The sequence below is a fragment of the Streptomyces cellostaticus genome, assembly GCF_023630175.1.
Classification (GTDB): Bacteria; Actinomycetota; Actinomycetes; order Streptomycetales; family Streptomycetaceae; genus Streptomyces; species Streptomyces cellostaticus_A.
Genome location: NZ_JALLIN010000025.1, coordinates 17,999 through 39,604 on the forward strand (window position 1 = coordinate 17,999; position 21,606 = coordinate 39,604).

General features: G+C 73.4%; 22 protein-coding genes. 7 read left to right on the forward strand and 15 right to left on the reverse strand.

The features are described from left to right. Window positions 1-37: 37 nt before the first annotated feature. From MXD57_RS17320 to MXD57_RS17335, 4 genes are all read left to right on the forward strand, one after another. The gene (locus MXD57_RS17320) at window positions 38-391 is read left to right on the forward strand and encodes a hypothetical protein (RefSeq protein ID WP_250402365.1); all 354 of its coding nucleotides are present in this window, start codon (window positions 38-40) and stop codon (window positions 389-391) included. Continuing rightward, window positions 388-1,668 (forward strand): RNase A-like domain-containing protein, encoded by a 1,281-nt coding sequence (locus tag MXD57_RS31810; RefSeq protein ID WP_250402366.1) that lies wholly within the window; start codon window positions 388-390, stop codon window positions 1,666-1,668. The genes MXD57_RS17320 and MXD57_RS31810 overlap by 4 nt, the downstream gene beginning before the upstream one ends. Window positions 1,669-1,684: 16 nt before the next feature. Continuing rightward, window positions 1,685-2,374 carry a contact-dependent growth inhibition system immunity protein gene (locus MXD57_RS17330; RefSeq protein ID WP_250402367.1) on the forward strand — a complete coding sequence of 230 codons (690 nt, stop codon included), beginning with the start codon at window positions 1,685-1,687 and terminating at the stop codon, window positions 2,372-2,374. A gap of 183 nt (window positions 2,375-2,557) precedes the next feature. Next, on the forward strand, window positions 2,558-3,046 hold the full coding sequence (locus MXD57_RS17335) for an ATP-binding protein (protein ID WP_250402368.1): 489 nt from the start codon (window positions 2,558-2,560) through the stop codon (window positions 3,044-3,046). 152 nt (window positions 3,047-3,198) lie between these two features. Here MXD57_RS17335 and groL read toward each other — a convergent pair whose 3' ends face one another. From groL to MXD57_RS17355, 4 genes are all read right to left on the reverse strand, one after another. Next, window positions 3,199-4,824: a chaperonin GroEL gene (gene groL / locus MXD57_RS17340; RefSeq protein WP_250402369.1), complete on the reverse strand. Its 1,626-nt coding sequence runs from the start codon at window positions 4,822-4,824 to the stop codon at window positions 3,199-3,201. Between the two features lie 123 nt (window positions 4,825-4,947). Continuing rightward, window positions 4,948-5,256 carry a co-chaperone GroES gene (groES, locus tag MXD57_RS17345; RefSeq protein ID WP_020132158.1) on the reverse strand — a complete coding sequence of 103 codons (309 nt, stop codon included), beginning with the start codon at window positions 5,254-5,256 and terminating at the stop codon, window positions 4,948-4,950. Between the two features lie 231 nt (window positions 5,257-5,487). Then, window positions 5,488-6,339 (reverse strand): polysaccharide deacetylase family protein, encoded by an 852-nt coding sequence (locus MXD57_RS17350; protein ID WP_250402370.1) that lies wholly within the window; start codon window positions 6,337-6,339, stop codon window positions 5,488-5,490. Further along, window positions 6,336-7,283: a polysaccharide deacetylase family protein gene (locus MXD57_RS17355; protein ID WP_374114715.1), complete on the reverse strand. Its 948-nt coding sequence runs from the start codon at window positions 7,281-7,283 to the stop codon at window positions 6,336-6,338. The genes MXD57_RS17350 and MXD57_RS17355 overlap by 4 nt, the downstream gene beginning before the upstream one ends. A 90-nt stretch (window positions 7,284-7,373) precedes the next feature. Here MXD57_RS17355 and MXD57_RS17360 point away from each other — a divergent pair, with 90 nt between their 5' ends. Next, entirely contained in the window at window positions 7,374-8,555 is a 1,182-nt protein-coding gene (locus tag MXD57_RS17360; RefSeq protein ID WP_250402372.1) for a THUMP-like domain-containing protein, read from the forward strand. A gap of 18 nt (window positions 8,556-8,573) precedes the next feature. Here MXD57_RS17360 and MXD57_RS17365 read toward each other — a convergent pair whose 3' ends face one another. From MXD57_RS17365 to tsaB, 6 genes are all read right to left on the reverse strand, one after another. Then, the gene (locus tag MXD57_RS17365; RefSeq protein WP_250402373.1) at window positions 8,574-9,827 is read right to left on the reverse strand and encodes an RNA polymerase sigma factor; all 1,254 of its coding nucleotides are present in this window, start codon (window positions 9,825-9,827) and stop codon (window positions 8,574-8,576) included. A 45-nt stretch (window positions 9,828-9,872) separates the two neighbouring features. Beyond that, window positions 9,873-10,229 carry a YciI family protein gene (locus MXD57_RS17370; RefSeq protein WP_250402374.1) on the reverse strand — a complete coding sequence of 119 codons (357 nt, stop codon included), beginning with the start codon at window positions 10,227-10,229 and terminating at the stop codon, window positions 9,873-9,875. Window positions 10,230-10,710: 481 nt separating this feature from the next. Then, on the reverse strand, window positions 10,711-10,977 hold the full coding sequence (locus MXD57_RS17375) for a hypothetical protein (protein ID WP_250402375.1): 267 nt from the start codon (window positions 10,975-10,977) through the stop codon (window positions 10,711-10,713). Continuing rightward, window positions 10,974-12,065, reverse strand: coding sequence for a tRNA (adenosine(37)-N6)-threonylcarbamoyltransferase complex transferase subunit TsaD (gene tsaD / locus MXD57_RS17380; RefSeq protein WP_250402376.1), 1,092 nt, complete (start codon window positions 12,063-12,065; stop codon window positions 10,974-10,976). The genes MXD57_RS17375 and tsaD overlap by 4 nt, the downstream gene beginning before the upstream one ends. After that, on the reverse strand, window positions 12,058-12,579 hold the full coding sequence (rimI, locus tag MXD57_RS17385) for a ribosomal protein S18-alanine N-acetyltransferase (protein ID WP_250402432.1): 522 nt from the start codon (window positions 12,577-12,579) through the stop codon (window positions 12,058-12,060). The genes tsaD and rimI overlap by 8 nt, the downstream gene beginning before the upstream one ends. Window positions 12,580-12,599: 20 nt before the next feature. Next, on the reverse strand, window positions 12,600-13,256 hold the full coding sequence (gene tsaB / locus MXD57_RS17390) for a tRNA (adenosine(37)-N6)-threonylcarbamoyltransferase complex dimerization subunit type 1 TsaB (protein WP_250402377.1): 657 nt from the start codon (window positions 13,254-13,256) through the stop codon (window positions 12,600-12,602). A 113-nt stretch (window positions 13,257-13,369) separates the two neighbouring features. Between tsaB and MXD57_RS17395 the strand changes: the two genes are divergently transcribed. Then, window positions 13,370-13,927: a hypothetical protein gene (locus MXD57_RS17395; RefSeq protein ID WP_250402378.1), complete on the forward strand. Its 558-nt coding sequence runs from the start codon at window positions 13,370-13,372 to the stop codon at window positions 13,925-13,927. Between the two features lie 247 nt (window positions 13,928-14,174). On the opposite strand, the gene MXD57_RS17400 is transcribed toward MXD57_RS17395, so the two are convergent. From MXD57_RS17400 to alr, 4 genes are all read right to left on the reverse strand, one after another. Then, window positions 14,175-14,351, reverse strand: a complete 177-nt coding sequence (locus tag MXD57_RS17400) for a hypothetical protein (RefSeq protein WP_250402379.1) — start codon at window positions 14,349-14,351, stop codon at window positions 14,175-14,177. Between the two features lie 127 nt (window positions 14,352-14,478). Then, window positions 14,479-15,000: a tRNA (adenosine(37)-N6)-threonylcarbamoyltransferase complex ATPase subunit type 1 TsaE gene (tsaE, locus tag MXD57_RS17405; protein WP_250402380.1), complete on the reverse strand. Its 522-nt coding sequence runs from the start codon at window positions 14,998-15,000 to the stop codon at window positions 14,479-14,481. Further along, a complete protein-coding gene (locus MXD57_RS17410; protein ID WP_250402381.1) occupies window positions 14,957-16,222 on the reverse strand; it encodes an alpha/beta fold hydrolase in 1,266 nt (421 codons plus the stop codon). The genes tsaE and MXD57_RS17410 overlap by 44 nt, the downstream gene beginning before the upstream one ends. Window positions 16,223-16,365: 143 nt before the next feature. Further along, window positions 16,366-17,532, reverse strand: a complete 1,167-nt coding sequence (gene alr, locus MXD57_RS17415) for an alanine racemase (protein ID WP_250402382.1) — start codon at window positions 17,530-17,532, stop codon at window positions 16,366-16,368. Window positions 17,533-17,807: 275 nt separating this feature from the next. Here alr and MXD57_RS17420 point away from each other — a divergent pair, with 275 nt between their 5' ends. Then, complete coding sequence (locus MXD57_RS17420; RefSeq protein ID WP_250402383.1) at window positions 17,808-19,904, forward strand: neutral/alkaline ceramidase; 2,097 nt, start codon at window positions 17,808-17,810, stop codon at window positions 19,902-19,904. 234 nt (window positions 19,905-20,138) lie between these two features. Here MXD57_RS17420 and MXD57_RS17425 read toward each other — a convergent pair whose 3' ends face one another. Next, window positions 20,139-21,581, reverse strand: a complete 1,443-nt coding sequence (locus tag MXD57_RS17425; RefSeq protein WP_250402384.1) for an NAD(P)H-hydrate dehydratase — start codon at window positions 21,579-21,581, stop codon at window positions 20,139-20,141. Window positions 21,582-21,606 lie beyond the last annotated feature (25 nt).

A 21,606-nucleotide genomic window follows, 5' to 3' on the forward strand; every position in this document is an offset into this window, starting at 1 on the left:
GGTCCGGGCGGCCGACGGAGGGGGCGGAGACCAAGTCATGGGCGACAAAGGCGAGATACTCGACATCAAGATCGCTGACATCAAGCGGACAGCACCGCATTTCAGCCACGAGAGCGTTGCGCTCGCACAGGCTCTGACCAAGCTGAAGACCGGTCTGTCGGCGGCCGGCGCGCCCTGGGGAGACGACGAGCAGGGCACCAAGTTCCACGAGAGCTACGGCCCCCTGGTCAAGCGCATCGAGCAGTCCGCCCAGATCCTGGCCGAGGGACTGGCCAGCATCCACACGGCGATGGCCGACATGGCCGACGGCCACATCGACAACGAACAACTGATCCGCTCGATGTTCAGCCGGATCGACGTCCCTCACGACACCGGGGGCCACGGCAAGTGAGCACCGCCGACAAGGCCCGCAAGGTCGTCCAGGACCTGACGGGCATGTGGTGGCCCGCGGCCGACGTCGACGGGCTGCGGGACGCCGCGAAGGCGTGGCAGGACTTCGCCGACGACGTCGAAGACGTTACCGCCGCCGTCAACAGGGCCGCCCGCTCCCTGATCGAGCACAACAAGGGCGAGGCCATCTCCGCCTTCGACGACCCCTTCTGGCGCCGTTACTACCACGACAAACACGGCTGGCTGAAGGACCTGGCCGACGGCGCCCGCGACATGGCCAAGGCCCTGGACGCCTACGCCGACGCCGTACACGCCGCGAAGAAGAAGCTCGAACACGAACTGGAGATCGTCGGCGCCACCCTCGTGGCGGGCACCCTCCTGGCAGTCTTCACCGCGGGTCTCTCCGAAGGAGCGGCCGTCGCGGCCGCCGCGACCGTCGCCGAACTCGCCGCCGGGCTGGGTGTCACGGTCACGGCCGAGGTCGCCACCATCGCGGGCACCACCCTGGCCACCGCCGCGATCGCGGGCATCGAGTCCGTCACCGTCGACCTAGCCGTCGCCCAGCCCATGTCCATCGCCCTGGGTGAGCAGAACGGCCTCAGCCTCGACGAGGCCCGCGACGCCGCCGCTTACGGCGCGCTCCTGGGCGGTGGCCTCGGCGGCGGGGGCGCTGCCGTCAGGGCCGCGAGCAGGGCAGGCGGCTGGAGCGAACTCCTGGGCGGAGTCCGGCTGCCCGGCCTCTCCCCCGAGTTCGCCCTGCCGGGCGGCGCAACGGCATCGGCGGACGACCTCGGCCTGCTGATGAAGGGCGACGGCGAACCGAACGCCTGGCCCCGCAGCAAACGCAAGGGCGCGGTCAAGCCGAAGTACCGGGCGGACCTGGCGGGAGACGAGGGCAAGGGGACTGCCAGATCGCACTCCCACACCCTGGAGAAGCACGTCGAGAAGACCGACCGGGAGCTCCGGTCCCGCCTGCGCGCCGAGAAGAGGATCACCGGCAGTTCCAGCTTCGTCAGCCCCGAGGCAGCACAGGATCTGACGGACCGGGCGATCGTTCAGCGTCAGCACGACGTCAGGCGATGGCTGGAGAACACCAGAAAGCCGGAGCTCACGTTCAGGGTCGACTTCGGAGAGGAAGCCACCGGCCGGAGCCTGTCCCGGGAGGATTTCATCAGAGGAACCGGACCGCACAACGTCCACAAGGTCTTCCTGCTCCTGCGTCGCGATCCCGACATGCCGAGCGGCTACCGTATCCACACCTCTTATCCCACCTCGTGAGCGCAAGGAACACCCTGTGACCCACCGTTACCCCGAAGGGTTCCTGGAAAGAGACGAGCGGTTCCCCGCGCTGCATGAGCTGCTCGATTCCTACGCCTTCTCCGGGAACTCCTTCACGGACACCACCGATGAGCCCGGCGTAGCGCTCAAGGCGTATGTGCGACAGGCCATGCGTACGCCGGGAGCCCTGGACGCAGTCATCGCGGAGATCGACGACCTGTTGCGGGTCGGCCTGTTCGACGACGCGATCGCCGACGACGTGGACCTCTTGCCGCACGTCGAGCCCCCAGCCGGACGCACCGTGGAGCAGTGCCTCGCGACCATCCGCTCCCACCTGCAAAGGGTCAAGACCTCCGGCGTATACGAACAAGCGCGGCTTCCACAGACCGACTGGGAATGGAGAAAGCGATTCCCGGAACTCTCCTCTCTGCTGGGTGGCTACTTCCACCAGGACTACCCACGGTTCTACGACTCCCACCGAGAGGCGCTTGACGACTATCTCGACCGGAACCCCGGCGAGTATCTCGCCGCCGCCGCCCAGGAACTCGGCGACTTCCTGTCCTGTGTCCCGTCGGACGAGGATCTGGACCGTGCCACAGAAATTCTGGGCCTCATGGTCTACCCCCCTGACGGCGTCTCACTGCGCCAGTGGCTCACCGACATCGAGGGCCTCATCACGCACCGCCTGCGTCGCGGCGCGACCTGACAGCGGGCGAGCGGCACCGGACGACACCGACAGGTCTCACGGGGTCCCGTCCCACTCGGGAGAACGCGGCCGTACGAGCCTCGCACCCGACAAGCCCGACACCGGCACCCGCCACCCCCACAGAGCGCCGCCGTGGGGGCGTCGCCCCTGGTCAGCGGGATTGCGGCGCGGGATCTTCGATGCATGACCATTTCCCCCGGCCGGGTTCGACGAGCCAGGCTCCCGCTCCCGCTCCCCGAGCAGACGGTCTTCTCCTTCCGCTTCACCTCCTCACCGCGCGGTGCCCGGCTCGCCCGCAGGCTCGCCTCCTGCCAGATGGACGCGTGGGGCTGGCGTTACGACACTTCCACGCACGACGCGGTGGAGCTGATCGTCGGCGAGCTGGCCGCGAACGCCGTCACCCACGGGCGGGTCCCCGGCAGGGACGCCGCGCTTCGGCTGTACCGGCGGGACGGTGAGGGCCGGGTCCGGATCGAGGTGAGCGACACCTGCGGTGAGCGGCTGCCCGTGGTGCGGGACGCCGGAAGCGAGGAGGACGGCGGGCGGGGGCTCGTCCTGGTCGCGGCACTCGCCGAGGAGTGGGGTGTGGCTCCCCGCCCCGCCGCTCCCGGCAAGACCGTGTGGGCCGTCGTGGCCGCCGGGGCCCCGCCGGCACCGCGCGCGCGTCGGTAGCGGTATCGGGCGGGGCGGCAGCGCCACCGGGCCCCGCCGATCACGGCTTGCCTCCCGGCCGCCGAGGCGGAGGGCGCCGGGGGGAATTAGGGGGGCGGAAACACGGGAGACCCGGCACCCCGAAGGGTGCCGGGCCTCGTCGCTGAGGTGCCTCAGTGGGCGTGGCCGTGGCCGTGGCCCGCCGCGGCCGGCTCCTCCTCTTCCTTCTTCTCGACGACCAGGGTCTCGGTCGTGAGCAGGAGGGAGGCGATGGAGGCGGCGTTCTCCAGGGCGGAACGGGTGACCTTGACCGGGTCGATGACGCCGGCCTTGATCAGGTCGCCGTACTCGCCGGAGGCGGCGTTGTAGCCGCTGCCCTTCTCGAGCTCGGCCACCTTGGAGACGATGACGTAGCCCTCGAGGCCGGCGTTCTCCGCGATCCAGCGCAGCGGCTCGACGGCGGCGCGGCGGACGACCGCGACACCGGTGGCCTCGTCGCCGGTCTTGTCGAGGTTGCCCTCGAGGACCTTGACGGCGTGGACCAGCGCGGAGCCACCACCGGAGACGATGCCCTCCTCGACCGCGGCGCGGGTCGCGGAGATGGCGTCCTCCAGACGGTGCTTCTTCTCCTTCAGCTCCACCTCGGTGGCGGCGCCGACCTTGATCACGCACACGCCGCCGGCCAGCTTCGCGAGGCGCTCCTGGAGCTTCTCGCGGTCCCAGTCGGAGTCGGTGTTCTCGATCTCGGCCTTGATCTGCGCGACGCGGCCGGTGACGTCGGCGGAGTTGCCGCCGCCGTCGACGATCGTGGTGTCGTCCTTGGTGACGGTCACGCGGCGGGCGGAACCGAGCACGTCCAGACCGACCTGGTCGAGCTTGAGGCCGACCTCCTCGGAGATGACGGTGCCGCCGGTGAGGGTGGCGATGTCCTGGAGCATGGCCTTGCGGCGGTCGCCGAAGCCCGGGGCCTTCACCGCGACGGCGTTGAAGGTGCCGCGGATCTTGTTGACGACCAGGGTCGACAGGGCCTCGCCGTCGACGTCCTCGGCGATGATCAGCAGCGGCTTGGAGGCACCCGCCTGGATGACCTTCTCCAGCAGCGGCAGCAGGTCCTGGATGGAGCTGATCTTGCCCTGGTTGATCAGGATGTACGGGTCGTCGAGGACGGCCTCCATACGCTCCTGGTCGGTGACGAAGTACGGCGACAGGTAGCCCTTGTCGAAGGCCATGCCCTCGGTGAAGTCCAGCTCCAGACCGAAGGTGTTGGACTCCTCGACGGTGATGACACCGTCCTTGCCGACCTTGTCCATCGCCTCGGCGATCAGCTCGCCGACCTGCTGGTCCTGGGCGGACAGCGCGGCGACGGCGGCGATGTCGGACTTCTCGTCGATCGGGCGGGCCGAGGCGAGCAGGTCGTCGGAGACGGCCTTGACCGCGGCGTCGATGCCCTTCTTCAGCAGCGCCGGGGAGGCACCGGCGGCGACGTTGCGCAGCCCCTCGCGCACCAGCGCCTGGGCCAGCACGGTGGCGGTGGTGGTGCCGTCACCAGCGATGTCGTTGGTCTTGGTCGCCACCTCCTTCACCAGCTGGGCGCCGAGGTTCTCGTACGGGTCCTCGATCTCGACCTCACGGGCGATCGTGACACCGTCGTTGGTGATGGTGGGCGCACCGAACTTCTTGTCGATGACGACGTTGCGGCCCTTGGGGCCGATCGTCACCTTCACCGTGTCGGCAAGCTTGTTGACGCCGCGCTCGAGGGCGCGACGGGCGTCCTCGTCGAACTTCAGGATCTTCGCCATGACAGCGGGAGCCCTCTCGGAAATCTGTGGGTGAAAAAGGCACTGCGCCCCGGGCGCCCGGCTTCTTATGTGGTCGCGGGGGCCAGGGGCGCAGCGTCAAGCATCAAAAGTGCTCGAGGTGTCTTACTTCTCGATGATCGCGAGGACGTCGCGAGCCGAGAGGACGAGGTACTCCTCGCCGTTGTACTTCACCTCGGTGCCGCCGTACTTGCTGTACAGGACGACGTCGCCGACCTTGACGTCGAGCGGCAGGCGCTCGCCGTTCTCGAAGCGGCCCGGACCCACGGCGAGGACGGCGCCCTCCTGGGGCTTCTCCTTCGCGGTGTCCGGGATGACCAGGCCAGAGGCGGTGGTCTGCTCGGCGTCGAGCGGCTGGACCACGATACGGTCCTCGAGCGGCTTGATGGCAACCTTGGAGCTGGTGGTCGTCACGGTCCGACCTCCCCCTTCGGAGATCTCACGGGGTTAACTGTCTGAGGTGGCGACCAGGTGGATCCGTCGTCGCGGGTGCCGGACCTGCCCGTCGCGTAGTTGGCACTCTCATCTGCCGAGTGCCAGAGCCGAGACTATGACCGCGATTAGCACTCGGTCAAGCGGAGTGCCAATGGCGGTGCGGCGCGTCGGCCGGACGGGGGTGGCCGGGAGCGCTCCGGGCGGGCGCGTTCAGGCCAGGTAGTCCTCGAGACGGGCCACCGTCAGGCCCTGGCTCTGGGCGTGTCGCAGCAACCGGGCGGTGCGTTCCGTAGGGGTGGGGCCGGCGTCCCGGCCGCTTCCCACGAGCACGATGTCGCCCGGGGTCAGGCGCCGTGCGCCCCGCCGGTAGACGATGCCGTCGGGGCCGAGGGCGGCGCGCCACAGGACGACGGCCGAGACGCCGCAGTCGGCGGCGGCGCGCAGGGTGGTGGCGTCGTAGGCGCCGCGGGGCGGCCGCAGGAGACGGGGGCGGACACCGAAGCGGGCGCCGAGCCTGTCCCGTTGGCCGCAGATCTCGGCGCGCTGTCCGGCGTAGGGCAGTCCGGGCAGCGCCGGGTGGTCGAGGGTGTGGTTCTCGATCGCGGCGCCGACCGCGCGCAGCCGGGCGAAGCGGCCGTAGCCGGGGCCGGCGACGTCGTCGGTGAGGAAGAGGCTGACCGGCAGCCGGAGTTCACGGACCATGTCGGCGAAGCGCGGGTCCCGCCCGGCGCCGTCGTCGTAGGTGAGGAAGACGACCCGGTCGGTGGTGTCGACGTGGTCCACGACCGGGGGCGGCGAGGCGTCCGGCCGGCCGGTGCCGGCGGGGGGCCTGGCCGGACGGCTCGGCGGCGCGGCGAGCGGGGCGGCCAGGCCCCAGCGCCGGTGCGCCGCGCCGGCGGCCGGGCCCGCCGGCCGGGCCCCCTGGGCGGCCCGCCTGCCCAGCCGCTCGATGGGGTCGACGGACTGGGCGCAGCCGGCGAGCAGGAGGGCCGCGGCGAGCGCGGCCGCCGGTGCCGCCCGCGCGCGTGCCGGCCCGCCCGTCCGCCGCCCCCGGCGCCTCACAGGTAGTCCTCCAGGCGCGCCACCGCGTATCCCTCGCGCGTGACCTTGTCGAGGAACCTGCGCATGTCGTCGACCATCGTGCCGTCCCAGTCGTCGCGGCCGCGGAAGTGGGTGAGCACGATGTCGCCGGGGTGCAGGCTGCGGTCCCAGTCGCGGTACTCCCAGTGGTCGACGAAGACCTCCTCGTCCCAGATCGGCGCGTACTTGATCCCGCAGGACTTGGCGGCGCGCAGGGTGTCGCCGTTGTAGTTGCCGTAGGGCGGCCGGAAGACGGTGGGCGCCTTGCCGAACTGCTTCCTCATGATGTCCTGCATGCCGCAGATCTCGTGCCGCTGCTGCTCGTAGGACAGGCCGGGCAGGTAGGGGTGGGTGAGGGTGTGGTTGTTGAGGGTGTGGCCCTCGGACTGCATCCGGCGGAAGTAGCCGTAGTCGTCCTTCACCAGGTAGTTGCTGAGGAAGGCCGAGTAGGGGATCTTCAGGTCGCTCATCATGCGCAGGAACGCCGGGTCCTTCTCGGCGCCGTCGTCGATGGTGAGGAAGACGACCTTCTTCCCGGTGGGGACGGTGGTGAAGACGGGGGGCAGGTTCTCCTCCTCCTGTCCGTCCACCTCGAATCCGTCACGCGGGGTGATCCTCGGCTTGACGGCCGGCGGCGCCGGAGGAGTGAGCGGCACGCGGGCCAGCCTCCAGCGCTGGGCGGCGGCGACCAGCCGGGCCTGTTCGGCGGCGCGGCGGGCCTCGGGGCTCAGCGCCTGGGCGGGGCCGCCCTGGCCGGAGTTGTGGCCGGAACCGGAGTGGGCGCCGGAGTCCTGGCCCGGGGAGCCGCAGCCGGAGACGAGGGCGGCCGAGACCAGCGCGGCCATCCCGCAGCGGAGGGCGGTCCCCGGAAGGCGTGAACGCCCGACAACGGCCCGCTTTTTGTCATTTTGTACTACTTCTCGCATGGCGTCGGATCCTCGCAGGCCCCGGCACCGAACCCGGCCCGACACCGCCGCCGGACGCACACCATCCACCGACTGGCCCACAATGAGCGGGTGAACGACCTCGCCCCCCTCCTCACCCCCGAAGGCCGCGCCCTGCTCGAAGAGGTGCGCGACACCGACCCCGCGCACGAGTTGGCCGTCGCCACCCGGCTGCGCCGGGACCACCCCGCCGAACTGGTGTCGGCGGCGCTGGGGCAGGCGCGGCTGAGGCAGCGGGCGGTCGCCAAGTTCGGGGCCGAGGACGCGGCGCGGATGTTCTTCACGCCCAACGGGGTCGAGCAGTCGACGCGGACCAGCGTGGCGACGCACCGGGCCGAGCGCCTCCGGGCGAGCGGGGCGCGGTCCGTCGCCGACCTGTGCTGCGGGATCGGCGGCGACGCGGTCGCGTTCGCGCGCGCAGGCCTCCGGGTGCTGGCCGTCGACCGGGATCCGCTGACCTGCGGGGCGGCCCGGGCCAACGCCGACGCGCTCGGTCTGGCCGGCCTGATCGAGGTGCGCGAGGCCGATGTGACGGAGGTGGACACCGCCGGATACGACGCCGTGTTCGTCGACCCGGCCCGGCGGTCCGGCGGACGCGGCCGGATCTTCGACCCGGAGGCCTACTCCCCTCCCCTGTCCTGGGCCGTGTCCGCCGCGCTCGGGGCGCCGCGCGGCCTGCTGAAGATCGCGCCGGGCATCCCGCACGAGACGATCCCCGCGGAGGCGACGGCCGAGTGGGTCTCGGACGGCGGGGACGTGAAGGAGGCCGTTCTGTGGTTCGGCCCGGACGTGACACCGGGGGCGCGACGGGCGACGCTGCTGCCCGCCGGAGCCGGCATCCACGTGACCCCCGACACCATGCTCCCGGACCCCGGGGTCCGCCCGGTGGGACGGTACCTGTACGAGCCGGACGGCGCCGTCATCCGCGCCCACCTGGTCGCCGAGGTGGCCGAGGACCTCGGCGGCGGGCTGATCGACCCGACCATCGCCTACGTCACCTCCGACGAACTGCGCCCCACCCCGTACGCCGCCGCCTACGAGATCACCGACCGACTCCCCTTCAACGTCAAGAAGCTGAGGGCCCTGCTGCGCGAGCGCGGGGTCGGCACCCTGACCGTGAAGAAGCGCGGCTCGGCGGTCGAGCCCGAGGAACTGCGCAGGAAGGTCAAGCCCCAGGGCCCGCACTCCGCCACGGTCTTCCTCACCCGGGTGGCGGGGGCCCCGACGATGCTGGTCGGTCACCCGGCGCGCTGAACGGCGGCACCCGGGCCGTCAGCCGGTCTCGGCGGCCCGGCGCAGCAGCAGGGCGCGTTCGCGTTCGTTGCGGGTGAGGGAGGCCGCGCGTTCGAACTCCGCGCGGGCCTCCGCCGCGCGGCCCAGGCGGGCCAGCAGGTCGGCTCGGACGCTGGGCAGCAGATGGTAGTCGCGCAGGGCGGGTTCGGCGGCCAGGGTGTCGACGAGTGCGAGCGCCTCGGCCGGGCCCTCGGCCATCGACACGGCGACCGCGCGGTTCAGTTCGACGACCGGCGACGGGGCGCGGGCGGCGAGCAGGGCGTAGAGGGTGGCGATGGTCCGCCAGTCGGTCTCCGCGTAGGAGTACGCGTGCGCGTGGCAGGCGGCGATGGCCGCCTGCAGGGCGTAGGGGCCGGGTGCGCCGGTGGCGGTGGCCTCGGCGCGGCCGAGGGCCCGGATGCCGCGGGCGACGAGCATGCGGTTCCAGCGGCTGCGGTTCTGGTCCTTCAGCAGCACCGCGGTGCCGTCGGGGGCGGTGCGGGCGGCGGTGCGCGAGGCCTGGAACTCCAGCAGCGCGGTGAGGCCGTGGACCTCCGGTTCCCCGGGCATCAGCCCGGACAGCAGCCGGGCCAGCCGCAGGGCGTCCTCGCACAGCCCGGGGCGCAGCAGGTCGTCACCGGCGGTGGCCGCGTACCCCTCGTTGAAGATCAGGTAGATGACGTCCAGGACCGAGCCGAGGCGGGCCTCGCGGTCGGGCCCGTACGGCACCTCGAAGGCGACGTTCCGCGTCGCGAGGGTGCGCTTGGCGCGGACGATGCGCTGGGCGACCGTCGGCTCCGGGACCAGATGGGCGCGGGCGATCTCCGCCGTGGTCAGGCCGCCCAGCAGGCGCAGGGTGAGGGCGATCCGGGCCTCGGGGGACAGCACCGGATGGCAGGTGGTGAAGACGAGCCGCAGCAGGTCGTCGTCGATGCCGTCCGGGTCGGCCGGTTCCGGTGGCGGGGCCGAATCCGGGAGGGCCCGGCCGATCTCCGCGAGCTTGCGGGCGTAGGTCTCGCGGCGCCGGACCAGGTCGACGGCGCGGTTGCGGGCGGTGGCCATGAGCCAGGCGCCGGGGTTGTCGGGCACCCCGTCGCGGGGCCACCGCTCCAGGGCGGCGACCAGCGCGTCCTGCGCGAGCTCCTCGGCGATGCCGATGTCCCGCACGATCCGGGCGACGCCGGCGACGACCCGCGGGGACTCCAGCCGGAAGACCGTCTCGATGGCGTGTGCCGCGGTGGGCTGTGCTTCCACAGCCCACCATGCAACACCCCCGGGCCGCCCGGGGCCAAAACGGGCTCAGCCCTCGGCGATCTCCCGGACCTCGCAGGTGACGGTCCAGAACTCCTCGTGGGTCTTCAGGAAGCGCTTGGTCCACTCCAGCGCCTCGGCCATGTCCTTGCACTGCATGAGCGCGTAGCCGCCGACGACCTCCTTGGACTCGGTGAAGGGCCCGTCGGTGACCGAGATCCGGCCTCCCTCCCAGCGCACCCGGGTGCCCTGGGCGGAGGGGGTGAGCCCGGCGGTGTCGAGCATGACGCCGGCCTTGGTGACCTCCTCGATCAGCTCGCCCATCCGCTGCATCAGTTCCTCGCTGGGGCCCTCGGCGGGGGCGGAGGCCTCGTCGATGCGCACGAGCGACAGGTAGCGGGGCATGGTGACTCCTCGGTCCGGGCGGCGGGGCCGTTCCCCGCCGCTCACCCATACGTCGAACGGGAGACGCCCGGATCGACAGCCGCGGGAGGATTTCCCGGAGATTTTTTCCGCCGGCCGTCCGGACCGGGCCCGCCGCCCGCCGCGGCGGCGCCCACCGCTCGCCCGCCGCGGCCCCCGCCGCCACCTGGAGTGTGGGGGGGGCGGGCCGTCGGGCGCGGGCCCGGAGAGCCGGCCTTCCGGGGCCGGGCGGACGCCGCGCCGCAGCGGCGGCGGCCGGTATCCGGGGGGAGGAATGCGAACACCCCGTCACCGGATGTCCGGTGACGGGGTGTCGAATGGAGCGCCGGGCAGGCCTTGCACCTGCATTTCCCCACAGGAAGTGGGGCGTCTTTCCTTGGACCACCAACGCACTGCGTCCGGACCGGGTTTCCGGCCGTTCGCGTGTGATGATCATAGCGCGGAAACCGGCCCGCGCGCCACCTCAGCGTTCCGCCCGCCCGTCCACCGGCTCGAACCGCCACCGGTGGACCGCCCGCGTCACCAAGGCGCCGTCCGGTTCGGGCAGTTCCGGGAGTTCCGCGTCGTACGGCGCGTCCCACCAGGTGATGACCAGCACCCGGTCCTGAGGCGCCCGGAAGGTCTCCCGGCGCAGCGGCTCCCGGGCGAGCTCCCGCGCGCGCACCCAGTCCAGCAGTTCCGCGCCCCGGCCCGCGGCGGCCCGGGCCTCCCACATCAGGGCGACCGTCACGAGTACAGGTTCTCCGTTCCGGCCTCGTGCGCATGGGCGTGGGCCTGCCCCGGCACATGCGGGTCGGTCACCGGCAGCGAGGAGTCGGCGGACAGGTCCCAGTCGGAGGCGGCGCGGTTGCGGGAGACCATCTCGGCGCCGAGGGCCGCGACCATCGCGCCGTTGTCCGTGCACAGCTTGGGCCGCGGGACGCGCAGCCGGATCCCGGCCGCCTCGCAGCGCTCCTGGGCGAGGACGCGCAGCCGGGAGTTGGCCGCGACACCGCCGCCGATCATCAGGTGGTCGACCCCCTGGTCCTTGCAGGCGCGGACGGCCTTGCGGGTCAGTACGTCGACCACGGCCTCCTGGAAGGACGCGGCCACGTCACGCACCGGAACCTCCTCACCGGCCGCCCGCCTGGCCTCGATCCAGCGGGCCACGGCGGTCTTCAGACCGGAGAACGAGAAGTCGTACGCGGGGTCCCGCGGGCCGGTCAGCCCGCGCGGGAAGGCGATCGCCCCCGGGTCGCCCTCGCGGGCGTAGCGGTCGATGACCGGGCCACCGGGGAAGCCCAGGTTCAGCACCCGGGCGATCTTGTCGAAGGCCTCGCCGGCCGCGTCGTCGATGGTGGCGCCCATGGGGCGGACATCGGAGGTGATGTCCTCGGAGAGCAGCAGGGAGGAGTGGCCGCCGGAGACCAGCAGGGCCATCGTCGGCTCGGGCAGCGGGCCGTGCTCCAACTGGTCCACGCAGATGTGCGAGGCCAGGTGGTTGACGCCGTACAGGGGCTTGCCCAGGGCGTAGGCGTAGGCCTTGGCCGCCGAGACGCCGACGAGCAGCGCGCCGGCGAGGCCCGGCCCCGCGGTGACCGCGATGCCGTCGAGGTCCCCCGCGGTGACACCCGCCTCCTTCAGCGCGCGGTCGATGGTCGGGACCATGGCCTCCAGGTGCGCCCGGGAGGCCACCTCGGGGACGACGCCGCCGAAGCGGGCGTGCTCGTCGACGCTGGAGGCGACGGCGTCCGCCAGCAGGGTGGTGCCGCGGACGACGCCGACGCCGGTCTCGTCGCAGGAGGTCTCGATGCCGAGGACGAGGGGTTCGTCAGCCATTGATCTCGGTTCCTTGTACTGGGGGGGAGTCCGCGGCGGGGCCGCTCTCGGGTGCTGTGGTCAGGCGCATCACCAGGGCGTCGACGTTCCCCGGCTGGTAGTAGCCGCGCCGGAAGCCGATGGGCACGAACCCGAAGCGCTCGTAGAGCTTCTGGGCGGGGACGTTGTCGACCCGGCACTCGAGCATGACCTCGGCGCACTCGAAGGCGGTGGCCGCCTTCAGCAGCTCGGTCAGCAGCCGGCCGCCGAGGCCGGTGCCCTGGTGGGAGGGGGCGACGGCGATGGTCTGGACGTCTCCGACCGCGGCGGGGCCGCTGTCGGACGGGGTGCCGGCGGCGGCGAGGCCCGCGTATCCGACGATCCGGCCCTCCCCCTCGGCGACGAGGTACCGCCGGTTGGCCTCGGCGCCCCGGGCGTGGGCCAGCTCGGACCAGAACATGCCCCTCGACCAGGCGTCGTCGGGGAACAGCTCCCGCTCCAGCCCGAGGACCGGGTCGATGTCCCACCAGCGCATCTCACGCAGTCGAGGCTCCGTCACTTCGGGGTGACCACCTTGTAGTTCTTGGGGACCTGCGCGTCGGGGCGGCGCAGGTACAGCGGGCGGGGCGCCGGCAGCTCCTCGCCCGCGGCCAGCTTCTCGGCGGCCAGCGCGGCGAGGGCGGCGGCCGACACGTGCTCCGGCTCGTGGGCGCTCGGGAACGTGTCCGGGTAGAGCAGCGCGCCGGCGCCGACCGCGGGCAGCCCGGCGACCCGCCCGGCGATGTCGGCGGGGCGGTCGACGGCCGGGGCGGTCAGGCGGGTGCGGGAGTCGGCGTAGGTCGCCCAGTAGACCTCCTTGCGCCGGGCGTCGGTCGCCACGACGAAGGGGCCCTTCTCGATGTCGGCGGCGTAGGCGAGGCCGTCCAGGGTGCACACGCCGTGCACCGGGACGCCGAGCGCCAGACCGAAGGTGTCGGCGGTCATCAGGCCGACCCGCAGACCGGTGTAGGGGCCGGGTCCGACCCCGACGACGATCCCGGTGACGGCCTCCAGCCTGAGCCCGGCCTCGGCGAGCACCCGGTCGACGGCCGGCAGCAGCAGCTCTCCGTGCCGACGGGCGTCCACCTGGCTCGACGACGCGATGACGTCCGTTCCGTCGTGCAGCGCGACGGTGACGGCGGGGGTGGCGGTATCCAGAGCGAGCAAGAGCACGCGAACAGCCTACGGCGCCCGCGCCGCTCGCATCGCCGTCATGGGGCGGCGGTGACCGACTGCTACGGTTCGTACGAAGTACGACATATGGCACGAAACAGAGGTGGACGCGCGTGGCAGGGACCAGCTCGGGGATCGTGGCCGGCCTCACCGCGGCGGCCATCGGCGTCGTCGGATTCCTCGCCTACCAGGCACAGGCGACGGTTCCGCCCGGCCTGAGCGGCAGCCCCGGGCCGAACGCGGCCTCCGCCGGGGCGACCGGCAAGGCACCTCGCGACCGGCTCCACCCGGGCGCCCTGCCGAGCGGTTCCGGAACGGGTGAACGGGTCGTGTACTCGGTGGACGACGACCGGGTCTGGCTGGTCGACGACCACGACCGGGTGCAGCGCAGCTTCGGGGTGAAACCCGGCACCGTGGACCCGCCGGCCGGGCGGTACTGGGTGACGTCCCGCTCGAACGCCGTCACCGGGACGGACGGCCTGCCCATCGAGCACGTCGTGCGCTTCACCAGCGTGGACGGGGTCGTGATCGGCTTCAGCGCGGTGGTGCGGGGCGGGGACCCCGCCACGGGGGACGGGGTGAAGACGGGCGGCATCCGGGAGCGGCGCGAGGACGGCGACGCGATGTGGAAGTTCGCCACGATCGGCGTACCGGTGGTGGTGATCCGCTGACGGCGGCGCCGCGACGGCCGGAGACGGCCGTGGCACCGGCGCCGGGGCCGGAGAACGCACGGCCCGGCTCCCGCGGCAGCCACCGGGGGCTCGACCGCGATCCCCGGCGGGATCGGCGTACGGCGCCGGCCGCGGGGCGCCGCGGGGCGGAGGGCCGTGCTCGCGCGGGGCGCATCCGGGCGGTCCGGCGACGCGGCGGGGTGCCGCGAGCTTTCGCCGTGCGCCCGCCGGGGACGCGTTACAGCCCTCAGGCGGCCCGGCGCTCCTCGGGCCTCACCGGGCGTTCCGGCCCGGACGGCGCCGACGCGCACGGCGGCCTGGAGACCGCGCGGGCGGCCTCGCACGAAGCCAGCAGCTCACGCATCGACACCCCGCCGTGCACGGGCGGCTCGACCGGCGGCTCCGTGGGCCGAGAAGCGGACATGGACGCCTCCTGAAGTGCGGGGGCGGGCGCGGTTAGGTATGCCTAACCGCAGGCGGGACACCATGTGACCACGCCCGGGACATCCTGCGCAATATGTTACCGACGCCGTGTCGGAAAGTGGCCGCGGTCAGGCCGCGAGCGTGTCCAGATCCGCGCTCGCCCATCGCCGCCCGAGCCCGGTGACCGTCACCCGCCGGACCTCGTCGGTCGTGTCACCGACGGCCCGGTGGATGACGACCTGGAGCCGGTCCTCGGTCAGTTCCTCGACCTTGCCCTCGCCCCACTCCACGACGACCACCGAGTCGGGCAGGGAGATGTCGAGATCGAGGTCCTCCATCTCGTCGAGGCCGCCGGAGAGCCGGTAGGCGTCCACGTGGACGAGCGGCGGCCCGTCCACGAGAGAGGGGTGCACCCGGGCGATCACGAAGGTCGGCGAGGTCACCGCGCCGCGCACGTCGAGCCCCTCGCCGAGGCCGCGGGTCAGCGTCGTCTTGCCCGCGCCCAGCTCACCGCTGAGCATCACCAGGTCACCGGGGCGCAGCAGCTTGGCCAGGCGGCGGCCCAGCTCCCGCATCTGCTCGGGAGAGGTGACGGTCAGCCGGATCTCAGCGGGGACGTGCGGTGCTGCTGGTGCTGCTGGCTGTTCCATAGCCACTTACGGTAGCCCCTGCCGGCACGGCGCCGGCGCGGGTGAGCAGGTCGGCCAGGCGGTCGGTGACCACTTCCGGGTGCTCCAGCATCACCAGGTGCCCGGCGTCCGGCACGAGCACCAGTTCGGCGTCCGGGAGGAGGTCGGCGATGGCCTCGCTGTGCTCACTGGGCGTGACCAGGTCCTGCACACCGGCCAGCACCAGCACCGGAAGGTCCCGGAAGCAGAGCAGCGCCTCGGCCTTGTCGTGTTCGGTGAAGGCCGGATAGAACTCGGCGACCACGTCGATCGGCGTCGACTCGATCATCCGTTCGGCGAATCGCTCCACGGCGGGATCGACGTCCCGGGACGCGAACGAGTACCGCTTGATGACCCCGGCGAAGAGGTCGGCGGTGGCCCGGCGCCCCCGTTCCACCAGTTCCGCCTGCTGCCCGAGCGCCCTCAGCACTCCGGGGAGTATCCGGCGCACCGCGTTGACACCGGCCACCGGCAGCCCGAAGTTGACCTCGCCGAGCCGCCCGGAGGAGGTGCCGATGAGGGCGGTGGCCACGACGCGGTCGCGGATCAGCTCGGGGAAGTGGGCGGCCAGCGCCATGATGGTCATGCCGCCCATGGAGTGGCCGACCAGCACGATCGGCCCGTCCGGCACGGCCGCGTCGAGCACGGCCTTCAGATCGCGGCCGAGCCGGTCGATGGTGAGGGGCACGTCGTCCTGGGTCTGGGCCACCCCGCGTCCGGACCGCCCGTGGCTGCGCTGGTCCCAGTGCACGGTGCGCACGACCCCGCGCAGCGCCGCCCGCTGGAAGTGCCAGGAGTCCTGGCTGAGGCAGTAGCCGTGGCAGAAGACGACGGTGACGGGGGCGGGTGCCTTGCGGCCGAAGAGCCTGCGGCGGCGCGGGGAGACGTTCGGGCCCGGGTCGGGGTCCACGTCGTCGACCTCGTAGTACAGCTCGGTCCCGTCGTCGGCGTACGCCTTGCTGGGAGCACCGCGCAGGGTGCCGTAGGGGCCGGCCGAGTCGAGCACGAGCCGGGCCCGGCGGCGCATCCCGCGGCCCATGGTCATCCGCTCGACGGCCACCCCGGCGGCCGCGCCCGCGGCCAGGACGCCTATCGCGGCACCGGCGATGCCGGTCGTCCGGCGCCAGTTGCCGGCCGCGGCGGAGGCGGCGACGGCCGTCGAGGCGACGGCGTCCACCAGGGCCTCCGCACTGCTCTCGCTCACTTCCGCTCCTCTTCGCCGTACTGCAGTTCGCTGGGTGGGTGAAACGGGTGGTGCCGGGATGGTACGGGGTGGCGCCGACGCTGTCCGTGTCACCCCGCGGCGGCATGAGTGACCGGGCAGGAATGTCCGCCCCCCTGAAGGGCTTACCCCTCCTGGTGCCCGTTCACATGGACGCGGGGAACACGCGTTCCGATCCGGGTGACGATCTCGTACGCGATCGTGCCGCAGGCCTGCGCCCAGTCCTCGGCGGTGGGTTCCCCGCGGTCGCCCGGGCCGAACAGGACCGCCTCGGTGCCCGCCTCGGGCTCGTCCCCGCCGAGGTCCACCACGAACTGGTCCATGGCCACCCGCCCCGCGACGGTGCGCCACTTGCCGTCGATCAGCACCGGGCCGGTACCGGAGGCGTGCCGGGGGACGCCGTCGGCGTAGCCGACGGGGACCAGGCCGAGGGTGGTCGCGCCCGGAGTGGCGTAGTGGTGGCCGTAGCTGACGCCGTGTCCGGCCGGGACGTGCTTGACCAGCGCCAGGGAGGCGCTCAGCGTCATCACCGGGCGCAGCCCGAAGTCCGCCGGGGTGCCGATCTCCGGGCTGGGCGAGATGCCGTACATGGCGATGCCCGGCCGCACGAGGTCGAAGTGGGTCTCCGGAAGGGTCAGCGTGGCCGGGGAGTTGGCGATGTGCCGCACCTCGGGCCGTACGCCCCGCCCCTCGGCGTACGCCACCATCTCCCGGAACCGGGCGAGCTGGGCGGCGACGGACGGATGCCCGGGCTCGTCGGCGCAGGCGAAGTGCGACCACAGACCGGTGACCCGGAGCAGGCCCTCGCGTTCGGCCCGCAGGGCCCCGTCGACCAGGTCGGGCCAGTCGGCGGGCTGACAGCCGTTGCGCCCGAGTCCGGTGTCGGCCTTGAGCTGCACGCGCGCGGGCCGGCCCGCCTGCCGGGCGGCCTCGGTGACCTCGCGCAGCGCCCACGTCCCGCTGAGGGAGACGTCGATGTCCGCCTCGACGGCCTGCCGCCAGGGCCCGCCGGGCACCCAGAGCCAGCACAGGAGGCGGGTGCCCAGACCGGCGGCGCGCAGGGCGAGCGCCTCCTCCGGCGTGGCCGTGCCGAGCCAGTCCGCGCCCGCGTCCACGGCCGCGCGGGCGCACGGCAGCGCCCCGTGGCCGTACGCGTCCGACTTGACGACGGCCATCAGGGCAGCGCCCTTCGCCCGGGCGCGCAGGGCCCGCACATTGGCGCGCAGGGCGGCCAGATCGATCTCGGCCCGGGCCCGCAGGGGCGCGGTCGGCTCAGCAGCAGTCTCACTCATGGCACCCCCAGTCTCTCAGAGGACCACGGCGGCTCCCCGGCGCACCGGCGGAAGGTCCGCCGAAGGGGCCCGCGCGGGGCACCGCGGCGAAGACCGGGCGAAGGCGCGGCGAAGACACGGCACCCGTGCCGAAGGCCGCCGCGCGGGTCTTGCGGCGCCCGCGGCGGCAGGTGTAGCAATGGCGCGACGGAATACTTGAACATTGTTCATTTATTCCGGGCGCCGTCCCCCGCATCACTCCGCGTTCGCACCCCCACCGAGCCGAGGAGCAGCAGATGTCCACGGAACGCCCAGCCCGCAGCCGGCGCACCGTCCTGGCCGCGGGAGCCCTCACCGGCCTCGGCCTGGCGGGCGCCCAGTTGGCCGGCCCGGACCCGGCCGGCGCCGCAACCGCCGACCGCACGACGGCCGCCGGTGACAGCCCGTCCGGTGGTGGCGGCGCCTACCTCGTCGGGCGGGGCGTCGCCGACGCCACCGGCGAGGTCGCCGAGGTCGGCATGTTGGGCTACGGCCGGTTCGACCAGCAGGCCGCCGGACTGCACACCCGGTTGCGGGCCCGCGGCTTCGTGGTGGTGGAACGGGCCACCGGCCGGCGCGTCCTGCTGATCGTCGCGGACTCCCCGATGATCTTCGAGAGTGTGCACCAGGAGGTGCTGCGCCGTCTCGCCGCGAGGTACGGCGACCTCTACACCGAGCAGAACGTGCTCATCACCGCCACCCACACGCACGCCGGTCCGGGCGGCTACTCGCACCATCTGCTGTACAACGCGACCACGTTCGGGTTCCACCGCAAGACCTTCGAGGCCGTGGCGGACGGTCTCGTCGAGGCCGCCCGGCGCGCCCACGACGACCTGGCGCCGTCCGACCTGGTCCTCAGCCACGGGACCCTGACCGGGGCCAGCGCCAACCGCTCCCGGGTGGCCTTCGACCGCAACCCGCGGGCCGACCGCGACCACTTCCCGGACGCCGTCGACACGCACACCGCGCTGCTGCGGGTGGAGCGGGCCGGCCGGGCGGTGGGCGCCATCAACTGGTTCCCGGTGCACGGCACCAGCATGTCCGGGGACAACCGCCTGATCAGCGCGGACAACAAGGGGTTCGCCGCCTACCACTGGGAGCGGGAGGTCAACGGCGTCGACTACCTGGCCGACGGTTCCCCGGCGTTCGTCTCGGCGTTCGCCCAGACGAACAGCGGCGACATGTCCCCCAACCTCGACCTGAAGCCCCCGACCACGCCGGAGGACTTCGCCCACACCCACGCCAACGGGCTCCGGCAGTACGAGGCCGCCGCGGCGCAGTCGCACCAACCGGGCGTCGTGCTGTCCGGCCCGGTGGACTCCCGGCTGGTGTACATCGACCTCTCCGACGTCACGGTGCGCCCCGAGTTCACCGGCGACGGGCGGACCCACCGGACCTCGAAACCCTGCATCGGCGCCTCCATGGCCGCCGGGAGCACGGAGGACGGTCCGGCCTTCCCCGGCTTCGAGGAGGGCGAGAACCCCTTCTGGGACGCGGTGTCCGACTCCGTCGTCTACACCGTCTCGCCGGAGCTGAGGCAGGCGCAGGCGCCGAAGGACGTCTTCGTGCCCGTCGGTGAGATGAACCGGGTCTACCCGTGGGTGCAGGAGCGGGTGCCGGTGATGCTGGTGCGCATCGGCCGGCTGTACCTCGTCGGCATCCCGGGCGAGGTCACCATCTGCGCGGGCCTGCGGCTGCGGCGCACGGTCGCCGCGATCGTCGGCGCCGACCTGGAGGACGTCCTGGTCGCCGGGTACGCCAACGCGTACTTCCACTACCTGACCACCCCCGAGGAGTACGACTCCCAGCAGTACGAGGGCGGCAGCACCCTGTTCGGCCGCTGGCAGCTCCCGGCGCTGCAGCAGACGGCGGCCGCTCTCGCCACCGCGCTGCGCGACGGCACCCGGCCGCCCGTCGGCCCCGAGGCGCCGGACCTGTCCGGCCGGGCCCTCTCCCTGCAGCCCGGGGTGGTGCTGGACGCGCCGCCGCTCCTCAGGTCGTTCGGGGACGTGCTGGAGAGGCCCCGGGACGGCTACCGGACCGGCGACCGGGCGCGGGTCGTCTTCGCGGGCGCCCACCCGGGCAACGACCTGCACCGGGGCGACACCTACCTGGAGATCCAGCGCCGGGACTCCGGCGGCGCCTGGCACCGGATCGCCGACGACGGCGACTGGACGACCAGGTTCCACTGGGAGCGCTACGGGATCGCCGCCTCCAAGGTCACCATCACCTGGGACATCCCGGCGGACACCGCGCCCGGCACGTACCGGATCGTGTACCACGGCGACGCGCGGAACCTGCTCGGCACCATCACCCCGGTCACCGGCAAGTCTCCCGCTTTCACGGTGCGTTGACCGGCGAGGGGCTGCCGCCCGTTGCCCGTCGCTGAAGTCGCTCCGTCCGCCCGGGCGGGCCCGGCGGCGTCCGGTGCGCGCTCTCGGCGTGCCGGCCGGCTGCCCGCGAAACGGACTTCGGCCGGTGCGGCGAGAGTGCCGCCGGGTGCCGTGTCAGCCGCGCCCGGCTGACGCGGCACCGGGGCCCGGCGCGCCTCCCACCGGACGTGCCGGCCCCGGGCCCCGCCGCGCTGCTCAGCCCCAGGCGTCCCGGACGTCCCGCCACGCCTGGGGCAGCCGCTCGGCGACGTCGTGCGCCCCGGCCGGCGCCCCGGACGCGGCGAACCGCCCGGCCAGCCCGTGCAGATAGGCCGCCGCGCTCCCCGCGTCCAGCGCGGACAGCCCGGAGGCCAGCAGCGACCCGGCGAGCCCCGACAGCACGTCACCGCTCCCGGCGGTGGCCAGCCAGCCCGTGCCCGTGGCGTTCACCCGCACCGCGCCGCCCCGCGGGTCGGCCACCAGCGTCGTCGACCCCTTCAGCAGCACGGTCGCCCGGTACACCGCCGCCAGTTCCCGCACCGCGGCCAGCCGCGCGCCCTCGACCTCCTCCCGGCGCACCCCGAGCAGCGCCGCCGCCTCCCCCGCGTGCGGGGTCATCAGCGTCGGCGCCGAACGCCCGCGCACCGCGTCCCGCTCCGCCAGCCGCAGCCCGTCGGCGTCGAGCAGCACGGGCACATCGGTGCCCAGCACCTCCGCGACGGTCGCCGCGTCGTCCCCGGCGCCGGGCCCGACGGCCCACGCCTGCACCCGCCCGGCCTTCGCCGGACCCCGGTCGGACACGAGCGTCTCCGGGAACCGGGCGATCACCGCGTCCGCGGCGGGTCCGACGTACCGCACGGCACCGGCCCCGCCGCGCAGCGCCCCGGCGACGGCCAGCACGGCGGCCCCCGGATAGCGCGCCGACCCGGCGGCGATCCCGACCACGCCCCGCCGGTACTTGTCGCTCTCCGCCGCCGGACGCGGCAGCAGCCGGGCCACGTCGGCGTGCTGCAGTGCCTCCAGCTCGGCCACCGGCGGCAGCGTGAGACCGATACCGACCAGCCGCACGGTTCCCGCGTACTCGCGCGCGGGGTCGATCAGCAGCCCCGGCTTGTGGGCGCCGAAGGTGACGGTGAGGTCGGCCCGGAGCGCCGCGCCCCGCACCTGACCGGTGTCGGCCTCCACCCCGCTCGGCAGGTCCACCGCGACGACGGCGGCCCCCGACCGCTCGACGGCGTCGGCCAGTTCCCCGGCCTCCGGCCGCAGCCCGCCCCGGCCGCCGATGCCGACGATGCCGTCCACCACGAGGTCGGCCCGTGCGATCCGGTCCCCGGCACGGCCCGGCACGGTGACGGAGCCGCCCGCCCGGCGCAGCGCCGCGAGACCGCCCGGGTGGGTGCGCTCGGGCGGCGCCAGCAGGACGGCCGTCACACCGGCGCCCCGCCGCGCCAGCCGGGCGCCCGCGTACAACGCGTCCCCGCCGTTGTCCCCGCTCCCGACGAGCAGCACCACCCGCCTGCCGTACACCCGCCCGAGCAGGTCGGCGCAGGCGGCGGCCAGCCCGGCGGCGGCCCGCTGCATCAGCGCGCCCTCCGGGAGCCGCGCCATCAGCTCCCGCTCGGCCGCTCTCACCGTCTCCACGCTGTACGCAGTACGCATGGGATCGAGTCTGCCCCGGAAAGGC